At 68.8% G+C, this 15,439-nt stretch carries 12 protein-coding genes and 4 pseudogenes; 8 read left to right on the top strand and 8 right to left on the bottom strand.

What is annotated here, in order from left to right; all coding sequences use genetic code 11:
* Window positions 1-183: pseudogene (locus AB0G56_RS38710) on the top strand (IS30 family transposase); the annotation flags it as partial.
* Between the two features lie 76 nt (window positions 184-259).
* On the opposite strand, the gene AB0G56_RS38715 reads toward AB0G56_RS38710, so the two are convergent.
* Window positions 260-1,993: a ricin-type beta-trefoil lectin domain protein gene (locus AB0G56_RS38715; RefSeq protein ID WP_360979931.1), complete on the bottom strand. Its 1,734-nt coding sequence runs from the start codon at window positions 1,991-1,993 to the stop codon at window positions 260-262.
* A gap of 762 nt (window positions 1,994-2,755) precedes the next feature.
* Entirely contained in the window at window positions 2,756-3,043 is a 288-nt protein-coding gene (locus AB0G56_RS38720) for a hypothetical protein (RefSeq protein WP_360979934.1), read from the bottom strand.
* A gap of 130 nt (window positions 3,044-3,173) precedes the next feature.
* On the opposite strand from AB0G56_RS38720, the gene AB0G56_RS38725 reads away from it, so the two are divergent.
* Window positions 3,174-3,647 carry a hypothetical protein gene (locus AB0G56_RS38725; RefSeq protein WP_360979937.1) on the top strand — a complete coding sequence of 158 codons (474 nt, stop codon included), beginning with the start codon at window positions 3,174-3,176 and terminating at the stop codon, window positions 3,645-3,647.
* Between the two features lie 15 nt (window positions 3,648-3,662).
* Here the strand turns inward: AB0G56_RS38725 and AB0G56_RS38730 are convergent, their stop codons facing one another.
* A complete protein-coding gene (locus AB0G56_RS38730) occupies window positions 3,663-4,229 on the bottom strand; it encodes a TetR/AcrR family transcriptional regulator (protein WP_360979940.1) in 567 nt (188 codons plus the stop codon).
* A gap of 149 nt (window positions 4,230-4,378) precedes the next feature.
* Here AB0G56_RS38730 and AB0G56_RS38735 point away from each other — a divergent pair, with 149 nt between their 5' ends.
* Window positions 4,379-5,848 (top strand): MFS transporter, encoded by a 1,470-nt coding sequence (locus AB0G56_RS38735; RefSeq protein WP_360979943.1) that lies wholly within the window; start codon window positions 4,379-4,381, stop codon window positions 5,846-5,848.
* 79 nt (window positions 5,849-5,927) lie between these two features.
* Window positions 5,928-6,095 (top strand): annotated as a pseudogene (locus AB0G56_RS38740) (antibiotic acetyltransferase); the annotation flags it as partial.
* Window positions 6,096-6,233: 138 nt separating this feature from the next.
* Here the strand turns inward: AB0G56_RS38740 and AB0G56_RS38745 are convergent.
* Both AB0G56_RS38745 and AB0G56_RS38750 read right to left on the bottom strand, forming a co-directional pair.
* Window positions 6,234-6,362 (bottom strand): annotated as a pseudogene (locus AB0G56_RS38745) (hypothetical protein); the annotation flags it as partial.
* A 766-nt stretch (window positions 6,363-7,128) separates the two neighbouring features.
* Complete coding sequence (locus tag AB0G56_RS38750) at window positions 7,129-8,007, bottom strand: NAD(P)H-binding protein (protein WP_360979946.1); 879 nt, start codon at window positions 8,005-8,007, stop codon at window positions 7,129-7,131.
* Between the two features lie 47 nt (window positions 8,008-8,054).
* Between AB0G56_RS38750 and AB0G56_RS38755 the strand changes: the two are divergent.
* A pseudogene (locus tag AB0G56_RS38755) lies at window positions 8,055-8,366 on the top strand (TetR family transcriptional regulator); the annotation flags it as partial.
* Window positions 8,367-8,415: 49 nt separating this feature from the next.
* Window positions 8,416-8,934 (top strand): hypothetical protein, encoded by a 519-nt coding sequence (locus tag AB0G56_RS38760; RefSeq protein ID WP_360980009.1) that lies wholly within the window; start codon window positions 8,416-8,418, stop codon window positions 8,932-8,934.
* Window positions 8,935-9,106: 172 nt separating this feature from the next.
* On the opposite strand, the gene AB0G56_RS38765 is transcribed toward AB0G56_RS38760, so the two are convergent.
* The 3 genes from AB0G56_RS38765 to AB0G56_RS38775 form a co-directional block, all read right to left on the bottom strand.
* Window positions 9,107-10,477 carry an FAD-linked oxidase C-terminal domain-containing protein gene (locus tag AB0G56_RS38765; RefSeq protein WP_360980006.1) on the bottom strand — a complete coding sequence of 457 codons (1,371 nt, stop codon included), beginning with the start codon at window positions 10,475-10,477 and terminating at the stop codon, window positions 9,107-9,109.
* A gap of 336 nt (window positions 10,478-10,813) precedes the next feature.
* A complete protein-coding gene (locus AB0G56_RS38770; protein WP_360979949.1) occupies window positions 10,814-11,668 on the bottom strand; it encodes an alpha/beta hydrolase-fold protein in 855 nt (284 codons plus the stop codon).
* The gene (locus AB0G56_RS38775) at window positions 11,665-12,891 is read right to left on the bottom strand and encodes an amidohydrolase family protein (RefSeq protein WP_360979952.1); all 1,227 of its coding nucleotides are present in this window, start codon (window positions 12,889-12,891) and stop codon (window positions 11,665-11,667) included. Before AB0G56_RS38775 ends, AB0G56_RS38770 begins: the two co-directional genes overlap by 4 nt.
* A gap of 87 nt (window positions 12,892-12,978) precedes the next feature.
* Between AB0G56_RS38775 and AB0G56_RS38780 the strand changes: the two genes are divergently transcribed.
* Both AB0G56_RS38780 and AB0G56_RS38785 read left to right on the top strand, forming a co-directional pair.
* Window positions 12,979-13,551, top strand: a complete 573-nt coding sequence (locus tag AB0G56_RS38780; protein ID WP_360979955.1) for a TetR/AcrR family transcriptional regulator — start codon at window positions 12,979-12,981, stop codon at window positions 13,549-13,551.
* Window positions 13,552-14,041: 490 nt separating this feature from the next.
* The gene (locus AB0G56_RS38785) at window positions 14,042-15,352 is read left to right on the top strand and encodes an FAD-dependent oxidoreductase (RefSeq protein ID WP_360979958.1); all 1,311 of its coding nucleotides are present in this window, start codon (window positions 14,042-14,044) and stop codon (window positions 15,350-15,352) included.
* Window positions 15,353-15,439 lie beyond the last annotated feature (87 nt).

Genomic DNA, 15,439 nt, shown 5'->3' on the forward strand with positions numbered 1-15,439 from the left:
CAGCGCGGCTCGAACGAGAACACGAACGGGCTGCTGCGGCAGTACTTCCCCAAGGGCACCGACCTGTCCGTCCACACCCCCGAGCACCTGGCCGCCGTCGCCGACCAGCTCAACCGCCGCCCACGCAAAACGCTCGGCTGGGAAACCCCAGCCGAGCGCCTGCATAAACTGCTCGCAGCCTGATCAGCACGACCACGTGTTGCAACGACTCCCAGAAACCGCCTCTCGGCGGGGGCACTTCGGCGGTTGCTCTTTCCGTTCAGGCCAGGGCGAACTTCTGGGCGCCGGAGTTGTTGCAGTCCCAGATCTGCAGGCGGGTGCCGTTCGCGGTGGCACCTGACGGGGAGTCGATGCACCGGCCGGTGGTCGGGTTGGACATCGAGCCATCGGCGTTGGTGACCCAGTTCTGGTACCCGCCGCCGTTGCAGGTGGCCAGCTGGAGTTTCGTGCCGGCCGCGTTGACACCGCCCGCGATGTCCAGGCACTTGCCCAGCGTGCGCAGGGTCTGGCCGTTCCAGGTCCACTTCTGGTCGAGCGAGGTCCCCTGCTGGCAGTCCCACAGCTGCACCGCGGTGCCGTCGCCGCCGGTGTCGTCGCCGGCCACGTCCACGCACTTGCCCCCCGGACCGTAGATCGGGGTGCCGATGGCGAACTTCTGGGCGCCGGAGTTGTTGCAGTCCCAGATCTGCAGGCGGGTGCCGTTCGCGGTGGCACCCGATGGCGAGTCGATGCACCGGCCGCTGGCCGGGTTCCGCAGCGAGCCGGCGCTCTGCCGCACCCATGACTGGTAGCCGCCGCTGTTGCAGGTGGCGAGCTGCAGCTTCGTACCGGCGGCGCTGTCGCCGCCGGCGATGTCCAGGCACTTGCCGAGGGTCTGCAGGGTCTGGCCGCTCCAGGTCCAGTGCTGGTCCCTGGCCGCCGACTGGCAGTCCCACAGCTGCACCGCGGTGCCGTCGCCGCCGGTGTCGTCACCCGCTACATCTACGCACTTGCCGCCCGGACCGCTGATCGTCTGGCCGCTCACCGAACCGCCGCCACCACCGCCGCCGGAGCCGGGCGCCTTGTTGTAGACGGCCACCGAGTCGATGACCAGCTTGCCGCCGGAGACCGTGGACGCGTTCGGGCCCCCGCCGAAGGCGTCCGGGAAGCCGCCGCCGATCGCCAGGTCGTAGATGATGAAGAAGGGGTGGTCGACCGCGTCGGACCAGGTCGTGGCGTCCACCTGGTTGGCCTTGACGGTGAAGAAGTTGTTCCCGTCGAGAAAGAACCTGATCTGCTCCGGCGACACCGAGCGGTCGATCTCCGCCGCGTAGTCGTGGAACCCGCTCTGGCAGCCCGAACAGGCGCGTTCACCCGAACCGATGCCGGTCGACTCGTTGCACGGCCCGCCCGGGTTCACACCGCAGTGCAGGGTGCTGAAGACGGAGCTGCGGCCGTTGATGTCCTCCATGATGTCGATCTCGCCGGACTTCGGCCAGGTCACACCGTCGCGCAGGGGTGCGCCGAGCATCCAGAACGCCGGCCAGTAGCCCGCGCCGTTGGCGGTGGTGACGTTGGGCTGCTGGAGGACGGACTCGATGCGTACGACTCCGCCGGCCGGGGCGCCGAAGGACGCCGACTGGGTCTCCACGCGCCCGGAGGTCCATCCGCCCCGCGGGTCGGAACCGGAGTGCAGGGCCTGGAGCACCAGATGACCCTGGCCGTCGTAGTAGACGTTCGAGGTGCTGTTGGTCATGGTCTCGATCTCACCAGTGCCGAAGTTGCTGCCCGGCCCGGTGTCGTACTTCCACAGGCTCTGATCGATGCCGGTGCCGGACGCGCCGTTGAAGTCGTCGCTCCAGGTGAGTGTGAAGCCCGGCGGTGTCGGGGGCACGGCGGCCTCGGCGTCCAGCGTCGCGGTGACGGTGGCCGCCACCGTCATCGCGACGACGGGAACCAGGGTGAGCGCTCTCTTCCACCTGCTGCGCCGCGGCCCTGCGAAACTCAAGCGCATATGTGTGACCTCCGGAGAAAGGGCGTGATCGCTGGGTGCCCGCCTTGCCGCCCCTGGCGGAATTCAGAGTGTGTGGTTGCTGGAGTACGTCAGTCCGTGTCGCTGAACAGGCGTCTCAGAAATGTCATGACCACAGCATGTCGACGGGGTCGATGTTCGACAAGACAACCGGCAGGTAAACCTTTTTACAGCGCACGCGAACATGCCTTTTCGGGACCATGTCGGGACACGGTAGAAGCACGTGCTGTTACTGCTCATTTCGGAGTGAGGTGAGGAGTCGTCCCCAGCAGGTGATGCGCACGTCGCGGCGGTCGACGCCGGTCGCAGGGACGGCACGGACGTCGGCGGATCCTCGCCACTGTCCGCTGGTTCGGCGATCCCCGTCGCCCGTACAGGCGAAGACCCGACGGTCCTGCCGGGTCGGCTCCGCGGGCGGACGCCATCCATGTCCGAGACGCATCACCGGACACGGTGACCAGCAGCCGCGCCCCTGATCGCGCGACCCCCAGATCGTCGCTGATCGGCGTCAGCAGTCCGACGGGCAGCAGCTCTGTGGTGACGGCGGCGAAGGTCGTGGTGGCGAGAACGAGCAGGCCGGTCCGGCGCAGGGCCGGCGGCGTCGTGGGCGGACCGGCCCGATCCGTGCGGAGCGGTGCGCTCAGGCCGACGTGGCGGGGAGTGCGGCGAGGAACTCGCATATGTGGCGGAGCCAGGTGGCCCGGTCTGCCGGGTTCAGGATGTGGGCGGCGCCGGGCAGTTCGATCAGTCGGGCGCCCGGGAGGCCGGCAGCCGCCAGACGGCGCGAGCTGTCGGGCAGTACCAGTCGGTCGCCGGTCGGCGCCACCACAGGGTGGGGGCGGACACCTTCGCGAGGTCGGCCCGGACGTCCACGCGGGACACCAGGTCGAAGTGGTCCAGCATGCCCGGCGGCATCGCGGTCAGGGCCTGGGCGGCCGGTTCGTCGAGGGCGGCCGGTTCGAGGTCCGCCAGGTCCGCCAGGTCCGCCAGGTCCGCCGGGGACATGCGGGACAGGAGGGCGAGCCGTGCCACGTCCTCCCACTGTCCCGCGGCTGCCAGGGACTTGATCAGCTGAGCGGCGAGCGCCAGTACGGGGCCGGCGGCAGCGAAGCCGGCGGTGAGGACGAGGGAGGGAACCGCTCAGCACTCCACCGGCGCACTGATGATCGTTGCCCTGGCCCAGGAAACCGGCGTACCGCGCAACGCGCTCAGCCAGCGCCACCTCGACCTCGAGAACGACTTCTGCACGCAGGTCAGGGCGCGCGCACAGACGTCGGACTCCGAGATCCGCCTGCGCCGGCCGATCGTCGAACTGAGGGAACTCCGTGCCAAGGACGTCACCGGACTGGAACAGCTGTGGATGGACGTCGAGCACCTCGTCCACGCCGTGAGCCAACTGACCGCACACAGCCAGCAGTTGCTCCACCCCTGTCGCAGCCCGACTTCCGTGTCCGGGCGCTGCCGGCCCAGCCACATCCGGGCCGAAGCCACTGAGTCGCTGAATACGTCCGCTGCAGGTGATGGCTTGGCCGCAGAGCACAGCGACCGGAGGGACGAAAGGCGTACCCGCTCATTCGCCGTCCGCGGACTCGGAGGCGGGCCCGTCCTGCAGGAGGAACCGTCCGTGGCCGGATGAGGAACCGGGTCGAGGTCACAGCAATCGGTCGACGAGCCCGTCGACGTAGTCCGGAGTGAGCGGCACCATGCCGAACAAGACGCGGATGTACATCGGGGCCAGGATGTGGTCCAGCACGTCGAGCACGTCGGGTGCGTGCTCGCCACGGTCGCGGGCGCGATCGAGCATGGACTGCAGTTGCCGGGTGCGTTCGGCGCGGAGGCCGGCACCAGCCTGCAGGCCCTGCTGGCCGCTGCTCGAGAGGGCGACGGCCAGGTGCAGCACCGCCGGTCCGTCGGGTCCGGTGATCTCGCGGGCCACTTGGGCCGCGTAAGTGCGCAGGTCGCCGGCCAGGCTCCCGGTGTCGGGCATCGGCGACTGCGCGTTGAGGCGGGTGAGTGCCACGTCGGTGAGCAGGGTTTCCAGGTTGCCCCACCGGCGGTAGATGCTGCTGTCGGCCACGCCTGCCCGGGCTGCGACCTCGCTGACGGTGAAGTTGCCGTAGCCGCGCTCGCTGATCAGCTCGGTGACTGCCTGGTGCACCTGCGCGCCGACGCGTGCGCTGCGCCCGCCGGGCCGTCGGGCTCGCTGTTTCTCGTTCACGCTCCTCACATTAACGCAGTCGGTACTTGCGTTTACGGCGCAAGTCCTCTTACAGTCGCCTAACGCAGTCCACAACTGCTTTAGGGTGCTCGGTGTAGCGCAACCTGCGTCGACCGTGGCCGAGCGCAACTGACGATCGAGGGGGACTCATGGCTGCATCGCATGCGACCGCAGGCAGTCGATCAAGCCGGACCGTGCTGCTCACGGTGACCTGCCTGGGCCAGTTCATGGTCCTGCTCGACAACACGATCGTCGGCGCGGCGCTGCCTGACATGCAGCACCGGCTGCACACGCAGTTGACCGGTCTGCAGTGGATCGTCGACGCGTACGTACTGCTGGTCGCCATGCTGCTGCTGTCCGGCGGAATCTTCGCCGACCGGTTCGGTCGCAAGCGCGTGTACCTGACCGGCGTGGCGGTGTTCACCGCCGCGTCGGTGGTGTGCGCCCTCGCGCCCTCGCTCGGCTGGCTGATCGTCGGCCGGGTGCTGCAGGGCATCGGGGCGGCGGCGCTGAGCCCCGCCTCGCTCGCCCTGCTCGCCGCCGCCCATCCCGTGCCGCGAGAACGGATCAAGGCGATCGGGCTGTGGGCCGGACTCAGCGGAATCGGTCTGGCCGCAGGCCCCGTGGCTGGCGGCGTGCTGACAGAGGCCTTCGGCTGGCCCGCCGTCTTCCTGGTCAATCTGCCCATCGGCGTGGTCCTTGTGCTGGTCGGTCTGCGCAGCCTGGAAGAGACCCGCAATCCGGGCGCCCCCGCGATCGACGTCCCGGGGACGGTGCTGTCCGTCCTGGGGGTGGGGGCGCTGACCTACGGGCTGATCGAGGGCGGTGCCCGCGGTTGGACCTCACCGGTGATCCTGGGCAGCTTCGCCGCCGCGGTGATCCTCCTCGCCGCCTTCGTCGCCGTCGAAGCGCGTCGTTCCGCTCCGATGCTGCCGCTGCGGCTGTTCCGGCAGCGCCTGTTCACCGTGTCCAACGCCGCCATGACCGTGGTGGGGTTCGCGCTCATGGGTTCGTCGTTCTTCTTCTCCCAGTTCTTCGTGTACGTCCAGGGCAGCTCGATCCTCCGCGCCGGCCTGCAGACCCTGCCGGTGTCCCTCGCCATGGTGATCGTCAGCCCGTACGCGGGCCGGCTCGCCGCCCGGTACGGCTTCCGCGTCGTGGTCACCGCCGGGCTGGCCCTGGCCGGCCTGGGACTGCTGGCGCTCGGCATGGTGCACGCCGACACCGGTTACGCGAACGTGTGGTGGCGGCTGGGACTCGCCGGCATCGGCTTCGCCTTGACCCTGTCCCCACTGACGGGAGCCGCCATCCAGGCGGTCAGCCCGCAGGAAGGCGGCCTCGCGTCAGGCATCAGCAGCACCACCCGGCAGATCGGCGCGGTGCTCGGCGTGGCGGTACTCGGAGCCGTCGTCCGCTCCCGGCAATCCGGCGGCGCCTCCTTCGAGACCGGCCTCAACAGCGCCTTCGTCGCCGTCGGCACCGTCACTTTGGCCACCGCCGTGTTCACCGGTCTGTGGCTGGCTGGGTCCAAGCCCGCGGAAGGTTCCGCGGCGCCGCGACGTTCCACTGATCCAGGTGCGGTCACCGCCTCGGACGAGGCGTCCGTGAACAGCCGTTGACCATGACAGACTCTCCGGCCCGGCGACGCCCCATCAGGGCCGTGGGCGACATTCAGCAACCACGCAAAGCACTCCGACCGTGTCCCCTGACCCGACCACCGCGCACCCGCTGCCCGCCCACGAACGCATGGTGTTCCTCAACCCGCTGGTCACCTCACCGAAGATCACCGTGGGCGAGTACGTCTACTACGACGACCCGGACGGCGCCACGGACTTCGAGCACCGCAACGTCCTCTACGCCTACGGTGTCGATCTTCGTTCGGGTGCCGAACGAGCCCTTGCCGTTGCCGTTGTTGCGCCATAGGGTGCCGGATGTGTCGCGGGAGACGAGGTCCGCCTCGCCGTCGCCGGTGTTGTCGCCGACGCCGACGACGACGTCGTACGACGCGCCCCAGCCGGTGGCCACCTCCACGCGGGCCTTGAAGACTCCGGTGCCGGTGCCGGTGCCGTCGTGGCGCCACAGCGTGTTGGAGCGGTCCTGGACCAGGAGGTCACCGCGGCCGTCGCCGTTCAGATCCTGCGAACACCCGCACCGTCTGCGTCACCGTCGGCGCCGGTCCCGAGCCGTCGGCCGGGGTGGCCGTCAGCCGGAAGGTGTACGTGCCGTTGGGGACGAGCGCCCTTGGCGTCCCGCTCGTCCCAGCGTGCCCTCAGGCTGCCGGCCACCGCGCCGCCGGAGAGCGTACGGACCGTGGCGCCGGTGGCCTTGCTGGTGAGCGTGGCCTTCCAGGAGGCGGCGGGCTTGGAGAGCGGTCCGCGCCACTGCCACCACGGGCTGGTGGCCGGGCGTGGCCCTCCCGAACCGGTTCAGGGTTGCCCGTAGCCCGTAGCCCGTAGCCCGTAGCCCGTAGCCCGTAGCCCATAGCCCGTGGCCCATATCCATAGCCCATGGCGCCGCGCCCCAGGGCGGCCCGGGACCGCCCACGCCCGGCCTTCGAACCGCCGCCCCAAAGGCGTCCTGGAGCCGTTCAAGGCATACCTCGACGCCTGTTTCGCCGAGGCGCAGAGCCGGGGCAGCGGCACCCGGCTGTTCCTGGACATCCGGCCCTCGGCGGCTACCGCGGCAGCCGCAGCCGCCTGTTTCGCCCCTGTACGCGGGCCCAGGTGCGAGCGCGTCGAATCGCAGCGGCACGAACCGGGCTTCTCCCGCCGATGTGCTGGGACGTCTGCTGTTCCTTCTGAGCCCCCTGCGCCCACGCGTCCGGCTCATCCCGGAGGCGGAGGCCGGGGCGACGGGGTCTGAGGGGTGCGGCCGGGGGCGCAGGTCGCCTCCGACGAGGTTACGAACCCCGAGTGAACGCGGTGGCGTGGTCGGTGGCCCACTGGCGAAACGTTCGCGGCGCCGTCCCGAGGATGTCGGCCACCGCGGTGGTGATGTACGCGGGCTGTCCGACCGCCGCGCTCCATGCGGCGAGCAGCATGTCGATGACCGAGCTGGGCGCCGTACCCTCCGACAGGCTTCGGAACTCGTCCGGCGTCATCTCCTCGAACGCGATCCGGCGCCCCAGGGCGTCACCGATGACGTCCACCTGCGCGGCCTGGGGCAGTGATTGGGGGCCCGTAAGGACGTAGTCGCCTCCGGCGTATCCGTCCTGACAGAGCGTCCGTGCCGCGACGGCTGCCACGTCGCGGTCGTCGACCGGTGCCGTCTCGGCAGCGCCGTAGGGCCACCGGACTACCTCGTCGGCCCGGATCGCGGGCGCCCACCAGGCCAGCGAGTTCGACGCGAGCATCCCCGGCCGGATGATCGTCGACTCGAGTCCGGCGGCCGCGATCAGCCGCTCGATGTCGGCGTGCAGCACCGCCATGGGGTTGGGCTGCTGGAAGAAGGGATGCGGCGTCTGGTGCGGGGAGGAGAGGAAGACGACCCGCCGCACGTGGGCTGCCAGCCGCTCGATGACTGCCGCGGCGTTCCGAGGTGGGGCGGTCCAGACGAGGAAGACCGCACCGGCGCCATTCAATGCCGGGTCGAGCGACTCGGGCACGGTGAGGTCGCCGGTGACGACCTCGGCCTTCGCCGGCAGCGTCGCCGCCGCCTCGGAACGGTGGGTAAGGGCGCGGACCGGCACGCCCGCGTCGAGGAGTTGGTCGATGACGACGCGGCCGACCCGGCCCGTCGCCCCGGTTACCAGCACGGGAGGAATGTCTGTCCGGTTCATGCCGCCCATAAAAACGTTACTAGGTTAAAAAAGCAACTCAGTCATGAATGTTGCAGTGGTCAGATGAACGGCCGACAGGGCCGCGGGCCCGCAAGAAGGCGCGGACGCGGGACGCCATCGCCGACGCGGCCATCTCGCTGTTCCTGGAGCACGGCTTCGACCGCGTCTCGGTCGACGACATCGCGGCGGCTGCCGAGATCTCCGAGCCGACCCTCTTCCGGTACTTCCCCACCGAGGAAGACCTGGTGCTGCACCGGTTCGCGGACCACCAGGGCGAAGCGGAACGCGTCGTACGTGACCGCAGTTCGGGCACCAAGCCGGTGACGGCGCTGCACCGGCGTTTCCAGGCAGGCCTCGACCCACCCGGCTGTCGCCGCCTACCAGCCCGTGCGGTACACCGTCTGTCACGTGGGCGGCGGGCGGAAGGTCTCCCGCAAGACCTCCACCCAGGGCAGCGACTGGGCGAGCCAGTGGTACGAGACGCGGCCGGAGACGACGATCTGGTCCGGACCGGCGGCGGCTTCGGCGAGGGACAGCCGGATCGACCTGTTCGGGCTGGATCCGGCCAACCAGCTCCTGCATGTCACCGCTTCCGCCGGCGGGGGCTGGGGGCCGTTCAAGGCGATCGGTGGGAACTTCCAGGGCACGCCGGCCGCGGTGTCGTGGGGTACCGGCCGGCTGGACGTCTTCGCGCGCGGCGCGACCTCGAACAAGCTGTTCCACCGCACCCGGTACGGCACGCAGTGGCACCGTACCCGGACCGACCTGGGCGGCAGCCTGCTGTCGGGTCCCGGCGCGGCGTCGTGGGGTCCGAACCGGCTGGATGTGTTCGCCAAGGACCGTGAGCACCATGTGGTGCACAAGTCCTGCGACGGGGCCAGCTGGTCGGACTGGAGCGACGCGCTCGCAGGACGATCCAGCCGCTGACATCGTCGCGCAGCAGACCTGCTCCGACACCTGCGGTGCGCAGTCGGTCGAGCGTGCTTGCCATCTCGTCACGGGCCCCGTCGAAGACGGGTGAGTCCGCCGCGGTGGTGCTTTCCAGGGGGCCAAGGCCCTTCTGTCGGTCCGTGGCCCGGTCTTGTCCTTGGCCAAGGGGTCATGCCGGCCCGAAAACTTTGCCAGGGTTGAGAATCCCGGCCGGATCGAGAGCACGTTTCACCGCGCGGTGCATCTCCAGGACGGCCGGGCCGAGTTCATGGGTGAGGCCGGGTCGTTTGAGCAGTCCCACACCGTGCTCACCAGTCACCGTCCCACCCAATTCAAGGGCGTCCGCGATGATGTCGTCGAACGCCGCGCGAGCCCGGACCTGAGCCGCCGCGTCACCGTGTTCCGTCACCAGCAGCGGATGCAGGTTGCCGTCGCCGACGTGCGCGATGTTGGCGATGGTGATCCGGTGCCTCTCCGCGGTCCGGTCGATGCGGGCCAGCATCTCCGCCACCGCCCCGATGGGCACACAGACGTCCTCGGTGAGTACCGGCCCCAGCCGCTCGAGCGCGGGGAAGGCCAGCCGGCGGGCCGTGAAGAGCATCTCGGCTTCTTCCTCTGTCTCCGACCGGTCCGCCCAGGTAGAGCCAGCCCCGCGGAAGCAGTCGACCATCCGGCGGGCGCCCTCCTCGGCGGCGCGGCCGTCATCGTCGAAACGGGCCAGGAGGACCACGTCCGCCTCGGCGGAGAGCCCCATGTTCTTCCAGGCGTCGACCGCGCGCAGACAGTGCCGGTCGACGAGTTCCAGCGCGGCCGGCCGCAGTCCGGCGGCAGCCGTCGCACGCACCGCGTCACCGGCCTGCCCGACGCTGTCGAAGTAGCCGACGGCGGTCACGCCGACCGGAGGCAGGCGTCGCAGCCGGACCGTGATCTCGGTGATGACACCAAGAGTGCCTTCGGCACCCACCATGAGGCCCACCAGGTCGTAGCCGGCGACCCCCTTCGACGTACGGCGCCCGAGCCGGACCACCTCGCCCGTCCCGGTCACGACCTCCAAACCGAGGACATAGTCGCGAGTGACGCCGTACTTGACGCAGCACACTCCGCCAGCGTTCGTCGCGACATTTCCCCCTATGGTCGACCAGGGCGAACTGGCGGGGTCAGGCGGATACCACAGGCCGAGCGCCGCTACATGGGCGCGCAGGTCGTCGTTGACCACCCCAGGCTGCACGACGGCGAGGCGCTCCAGCTCGTCGACCTCCAGCACCCGATCCATGCCGTCCAGCGCGAGGATCACGCCGCCTTCAACGGCATTGGCGCCCCCCGACAATCCAGTACCGGCGCCGCGTGCAACCAACGGGACTCGTTGCTCCAGGCACGCACGAACCACGGTCCGGACCTCGTCGGTGCTCTTGGCGCGCACGACGGCCACCGCTCGGCCAACAGGTGCCCACACCGCCTGGTCGTGGGAGAGACCGGCGACGATGTCCGGATCAGTCACCACCCGGCCGGCGGGCAGCCGTCGCCTGAGTGCTTCGGCGATACCCACGGCAGGGGGCGTCGTGTTGACGAAGTCCTGCTCGGCCACCCGCCACACCTCCAGAGAAGTTGACTCGAATATGAATGCGACATAAATGGCATCACGCCGCCGGGCAGCCGGTTCCTGGACGGTATGCGCGAAAGGCGACGGAAGTTTTGGAACGTGTCTTGCTCGGGTTCCGTTCCTTCCCGGGGTGGCGCGCTTTTGGGCGCGACCGGCTCGGGCTCGAAACGTGTGCCGGTCGGGTCCGGCGAGTTTGCCAGGCACTCGCGGCGGCTGCACTGGCCGGGAGCGCCGCCCGCCCAGCGCGGCGGTCAGGAGGAGCCGCGGCGTCCAGGCTTACTGGGCACGGCAGGTCCTGAGGTAGCTGAGGAACGATGCCTGCAGCCCAGTCACGTGTGTTTCGTGCATGAGTGCGCTGGTGACGGATTTACTGCGTGAGGTGAGGCGGTGAAGGAACGTGGCAGTGTTCTTCGTGAGACTCTGGTAGACCGCCAGGTCTCCGAGGATCTCTCGGTCGTTGAAGGTCACGTGAAGCTTGGTGGCAGGCACGGAGTCACCCAGTGCTTGAAGACGGGCGAAGACCTGACTGTCTGCATTGACAATGCCGGGGCTGCCCGCGCCGATGCTCTCGAAGAAGGTGCTGTTGGTGAGCCAGGCGTAGAGACTGAAGAGTCCGCCGTAGGAATAGCCGAAGAGGCCGTGACCGCTCGGGGCTGTGCCGTAGTCGCGTTCGATCCGCGGGTGTAGGTCGTCGGTCAGGAAGTTCAGGAACTTGTCCCCGCGGCTGTCGCTCAATTCAGCGAGGCAGGCGTCGGCTTGCTCACGCGTCATCGTGCCCGCTTCGACCCCCATCTCCACCGCATCGATGTACTCCTTCGCGATGGGCTCGCCGGGGGGCACGAGGTCTCGGTTGCGCAACCGCTCCCAGTGCTCTGCTTCCTCGCCTGCGTAACCCACGCTGACTTGGACATAGGGCTGAATCGACTGCAAGGGGTCCAGTTGCGTGACGATGAGCGGGGCCGTCATGCCCACCGCCCAGTTGCCGTCGAGCACGTACACCACAGGCGCTTGCGCCGCGGCAGGGTCGTAGCGCGGTGGCGTGGTGACCCAGACACCGTAGTCGTGCCCACCGCTGGAGCGCATCTCGAAGTAGTCGGTGTGGGCGAGGCAGCCCTGCCACATAGTGCTCATCTGAGGTCCTTCACGATTCGGCCGGCCTGGATGACGAGGACGGCGTTGGTGGGGTCGGAAAACAGTTCTGGGTCTTCGAGCGGGTTGCCGTTCCAAAGAACGAGGTCTGCCTGCGCGCCGGGAGTGATGACACCCACCGTGCCGGACAGGCCGAGGATCTCGGCGTTGGTCCGGGTCGCCGCCACGAGCGCTTCCATCGGCGTTTCGAGGGCTGCGCGCAGACTGAGTTCTTTGCCGCGACGGTCCTGGGCCGGGCCGATGAGGTCGGAACCCAGCCCGATCCGTACCCCTGCGTGCTTGGCGACAGCGAGCGCCTTCGTCATCTGCTCGCGTGCGCCCTTGGCTCGGTCGCGGGTCGACTCGGCGAGACCGGTTCCGGCGATGTCGTGCAGCAGTTGCTCGACGACAGCGAACGTGGGCACGAGGGCAACCTCGCGCGCGGCCATCAGGGTCGCTGTGGACTCGTCGAGGCTAGTGCCGTGCTCGACGCAGCGCACCCCGGCCTCGACCGCATTTCGTATGCCTTCGTTGTTGTGGGCGTGGACTGTCACGTAGGTGTTCCGTGCCGCAGCTTCTTGGACTGCCACAGCGATCTCTTCGACGGTGAACTGGGTGTCGGTCAGTCGGTCATGTGCGCCTACCACTCCGCCGGTCACGCAGAGCTTCAGGAAGGAGGCACCGCGACGGAAGGCTTCACGGACGTTGTGCCGCAGCTCGTCCGCGTTGCCCGCCATCATGGAGAGGGCGCACAGGCCCGGGATGTGGTGGCTGCTCCACAGCTCGGTGGGTTCCCATTCGGCTCCGTAGTAGCCGTGCCCGCCGATCTGGCACTGAACAGGTCCGCACGACAGGACGCGCGGCCCTCTGACCTTGCCCTTCGCGATCGCGGTGACCACACCGCCGTCGATCCCGCCGGTGTCGCGGACGGTGGTGAAGCCGGCGTCGAGCGTCGCGCCGGCGGTGGCGAAGATGTCCGCCGCGATCTCGGCGGCGCTTATCCGAAACGAGAAGTGCGGCTGGATCGGGCTCGACAGGCCCAAGTGGACGTGAGCGTCGATCAGACCGGGCGTCATCGTCAGTCCCTCGGCGTCGAGACGCTCGCCGTGCGCGCTGGAGGCACCGAGTTGGGTGATGCGGCCGTTCTCGATAGTGATGTCGACGTTGCTGGGATCGCGCCCCGATCCGTCGATGACCGCCGCGCCGACGACATGAACAGGTCCCATAGCCGATCCTCCGTCCTTGCGAGCTGACTGCGACCATGTGTGCAGCAACACGGAACCGCCAGCTTTTTCTTTTCCAATGGATAAACTGTGGGAGTGATCCTGTCAACCTCAGAACGCAAGGGCAGCGCGCGCGAGCGGCTCCTGGCACGGCTTCTCGACGCCTTCGGCGAGGCCCTTCCCCCGCCGGAGATGTCGCTCCGTGAGATCGCCGCCCGGATCGAGTCCAGCCACGCTCTGCTGCGATACCACTTCGGGTCGCTCTCGGGCGTCTTGGCCGCCATGCTCAAGGCGCAGCGATCCCGTGACAACGAGGCACTTTTGGAGGCCGCCCGGCAGGGCACCTTCGACGATTTCGTTGTGGCGATCTGGCGTACTTACACCCGGCCAGAGCAGCTGTCGCGTGCCCGCGGCTTCTTCTACGTCGCCGGACTGGCCGCGTATGGCCCCGAGGACTTCCGTGAGTTCGTAGAGTCGATCGGCGACCTGACCGGGATGCTGTCCTCACTCGCGGAACGCGAAGGGCTGGACACGAAGGAGGCGAGGGATGTGGCCACCGTCACCATTGCCGCGTTTCGCGGCCTCCTCTTGCAGGAAGTCCTGAATCCCGGAACCTGCCCGGAGGACGCGGTCACCTTGATCCTGCGCATGCGAGAGGGCTGATCCGTTCCACGATCACGTCCGGAGCGTTGAGCAGGACCCCGCCCTTGCCGCCGCCTCACCTGATCCCTCGGCCCCTGTCCGCGGACGCGCCTGCAACAGCCACGGTCCCGTAGCTGTCTCGTCCGGAGCCGACCTCACCTTTGTGGCCCTGCCGATGACGGGGATGCCTTCACGGCGATCGCCGAGGAGCGCGCGACTTGGCTCTCGAACCAGCCGAGGTCGCCGCGACCTCACCAGCAGTCCTTTCCCGCCTCTGCCAGGCTCATGGCGGGTTCTGACCGCTGAGCATCGGCGCACGCGCGCGCGGTTCTGACCGCTGAGCATCGGCGCACACGCGCGCGACAACTGTCGGGTACGACGGCAGGAAGTGGCGACAACAGTCGCCGAAACACGGCCTCTGACCTGCGTAAGGTGCGGACAACGGCGGAGCGGTGACCCTCCGCGCCGCCAGAGGAACCGTCTGGTCCGGCAACGAGAAGGTGGTCGAAACATGGCTGAGAGCACAGACGCTGTCGTCGTCGGGGCCGGGGTAATCGGATCCTCTATCGCTCTCGAACTGGTGCGGAGTGGTCTGCGTGTCGTCGTGGTCGACAAGTTCGGCGGCGCAGGCAACGGCTCCACCAGCGCCTCGAGCGCCGTGGTCCGCTTCACCTATCCCACGATCGCGGGTGTCACTGCTGCTTGGGAGTCCCGTCACTGCTGGGAAGCGTGGCGCGACCATCTCCAGGCACCCGCCAGTGAACCCCTCGCAGCGTTCAACCGCTGCGGCGTCACCATGCTGGATGTGGACTTCGCACCTTGCGGCATGTTCACGCGACACTTCGACAAGGTCGGTGTCCCGTACGAAAAATGGAGTGCACGAGAGCTGTCCAAGCGGTTGCCCGCCGCGGACACCGGCCGGTACTTCCCGCCCCGCCCCGTGGATGACGACGAATTCTTCGCCGACGCATCTGCTCGGCTCGGTGCTCTCCACACACCCGACGGGGGCTTCATCGACGACCCGCAACTCGCCGCGCACAACCTTGCTACGGCGGCCCAGCGGCACGGAGCCGCCTTCCGGTGGAGGACCCCCGTCACCGCGGTGATGCGGAGCGGGGAACGCGTGCGCGGGGTGCGCCTCAAGGATGGAACCGAACTGTCCGCCGGGGTGGTCGTCAACGCGGCCGGCCCATGGTCGGGACAGCTGAACCGGCTCGCCGAAGTGGGCGGCGACTTCACAGTCGGTCTGCGGCCGCTGCGCCAGGAAGTGCACCACGTAGCAGCGCCCGCCGGCTACCACGACGCCGGCGGCGACAGGCACGCACCGGTGCTGGCCGATATGGACCTCGGCACGTATATACGGCCCGAGGGCAGGAAGTTCCTGCTCGTCGGCGGCACGGAACCCGAGTGCGACCCGCTGGAATGGCTCGACGATCCGGACGACGGGAGTCCCACTCCGACCGTGTCGCGGTTCAGGACGCAGGTGACGCGGGCGGCTCGCCGACTGCCCGGACTGCGCGTTCCCAACAAGCCTCGTGGTGTGGCAGGCGTATACGACGTGACCGACGACTGGACCCCCGTATACGACCGGACCGAGCTTGCCGGCTTCTACGTGGCCATAGGCACCAGCGGCAATCAGTTCAAGAACGCCCCTCTGGCAGGCCGCCTCATGACCACCCTGATCCACGGTGTCGAAGGCGGGCACGATCACGACCGGAGTGCGCTCACGCACACCTGCGAACACACCTGCCAGACCATCGACCTCGGCGCGTTCTCACGCCGACGTCGGCCGGCCCCGTCCACGGGCACAGTCCTCGGCTGACGCTGGCCGCTGAGCCGGGGACCCCGTCGAAGCGGATGGCTCGTACCCGGCAGTCGACCACCTGTGCAGACCTGGCGAGCCGGAGCT

Origin of the sequence: Streptomyces sp. NPDC021356, from assembly GCF_040641015.1 — a bacterium.
Classification (GTDB): Bacteria; Actinomycetota; Actinomycetes; order Streptomycetales; family Streptomycetaceae; genus Streptomyces.

Excerpts from the sequence above, each read along its gene's own strand:
- AB0G56_RS38735 (WP_360979943.1), top strand. The coding sequence starts at position 4,379 with ATGGCTGCATCGCATGCGACCGCAGGCAGTCGATCAAGCCGGACCGTG.
- AB0G56_RS38775 (WP_360979952.1), bottom strand. The coding sequence starts at position 12,891 with ATGGGACCTGTTCATGTCGTCGGCGCGGCGGTCATCGACGGATCGGGG.
- AB0G56_RS38725 (WP_360979937.1), top strand. The coding sequence starts at position 3,174 with ATGATCGTTGCCCTGGCCCAGGAAACCGGCGTACCGCGCAACGCGCTC.
- AB0G56_RS38750 (WP_360979946.1), bottom strand. The coding sequence starts at position 8,007 with ATGAACCGGACAGACATTCCTCCCGTGCTGGTAACCGGGGCGACGGGC.
- AB0G56_RS38785 (WP_360979958.1), top strand. The coding sequence starts at position 14,042 with ATGGCTGAGAGCACAGACGCTGTCGTCGTCGGGGCCGGGGTAATCGGA.
- AB0G56_RS38770 (WP_360979949.1), bottom strand. The coding sequence starts at position 11,668 with ATGAGCACTATGTGGCAGGGCTGCCTCGCCCACACCGACTACTTCGAG.
- AB0G56_RS38715 (WP_360979931.1), bottom strand. The coding sequence starts at position 1,993 with ATGCGCTTGAGTTTCGCAGGGCCGCGGCGCAGCAGGTGGAAGAGAGCG.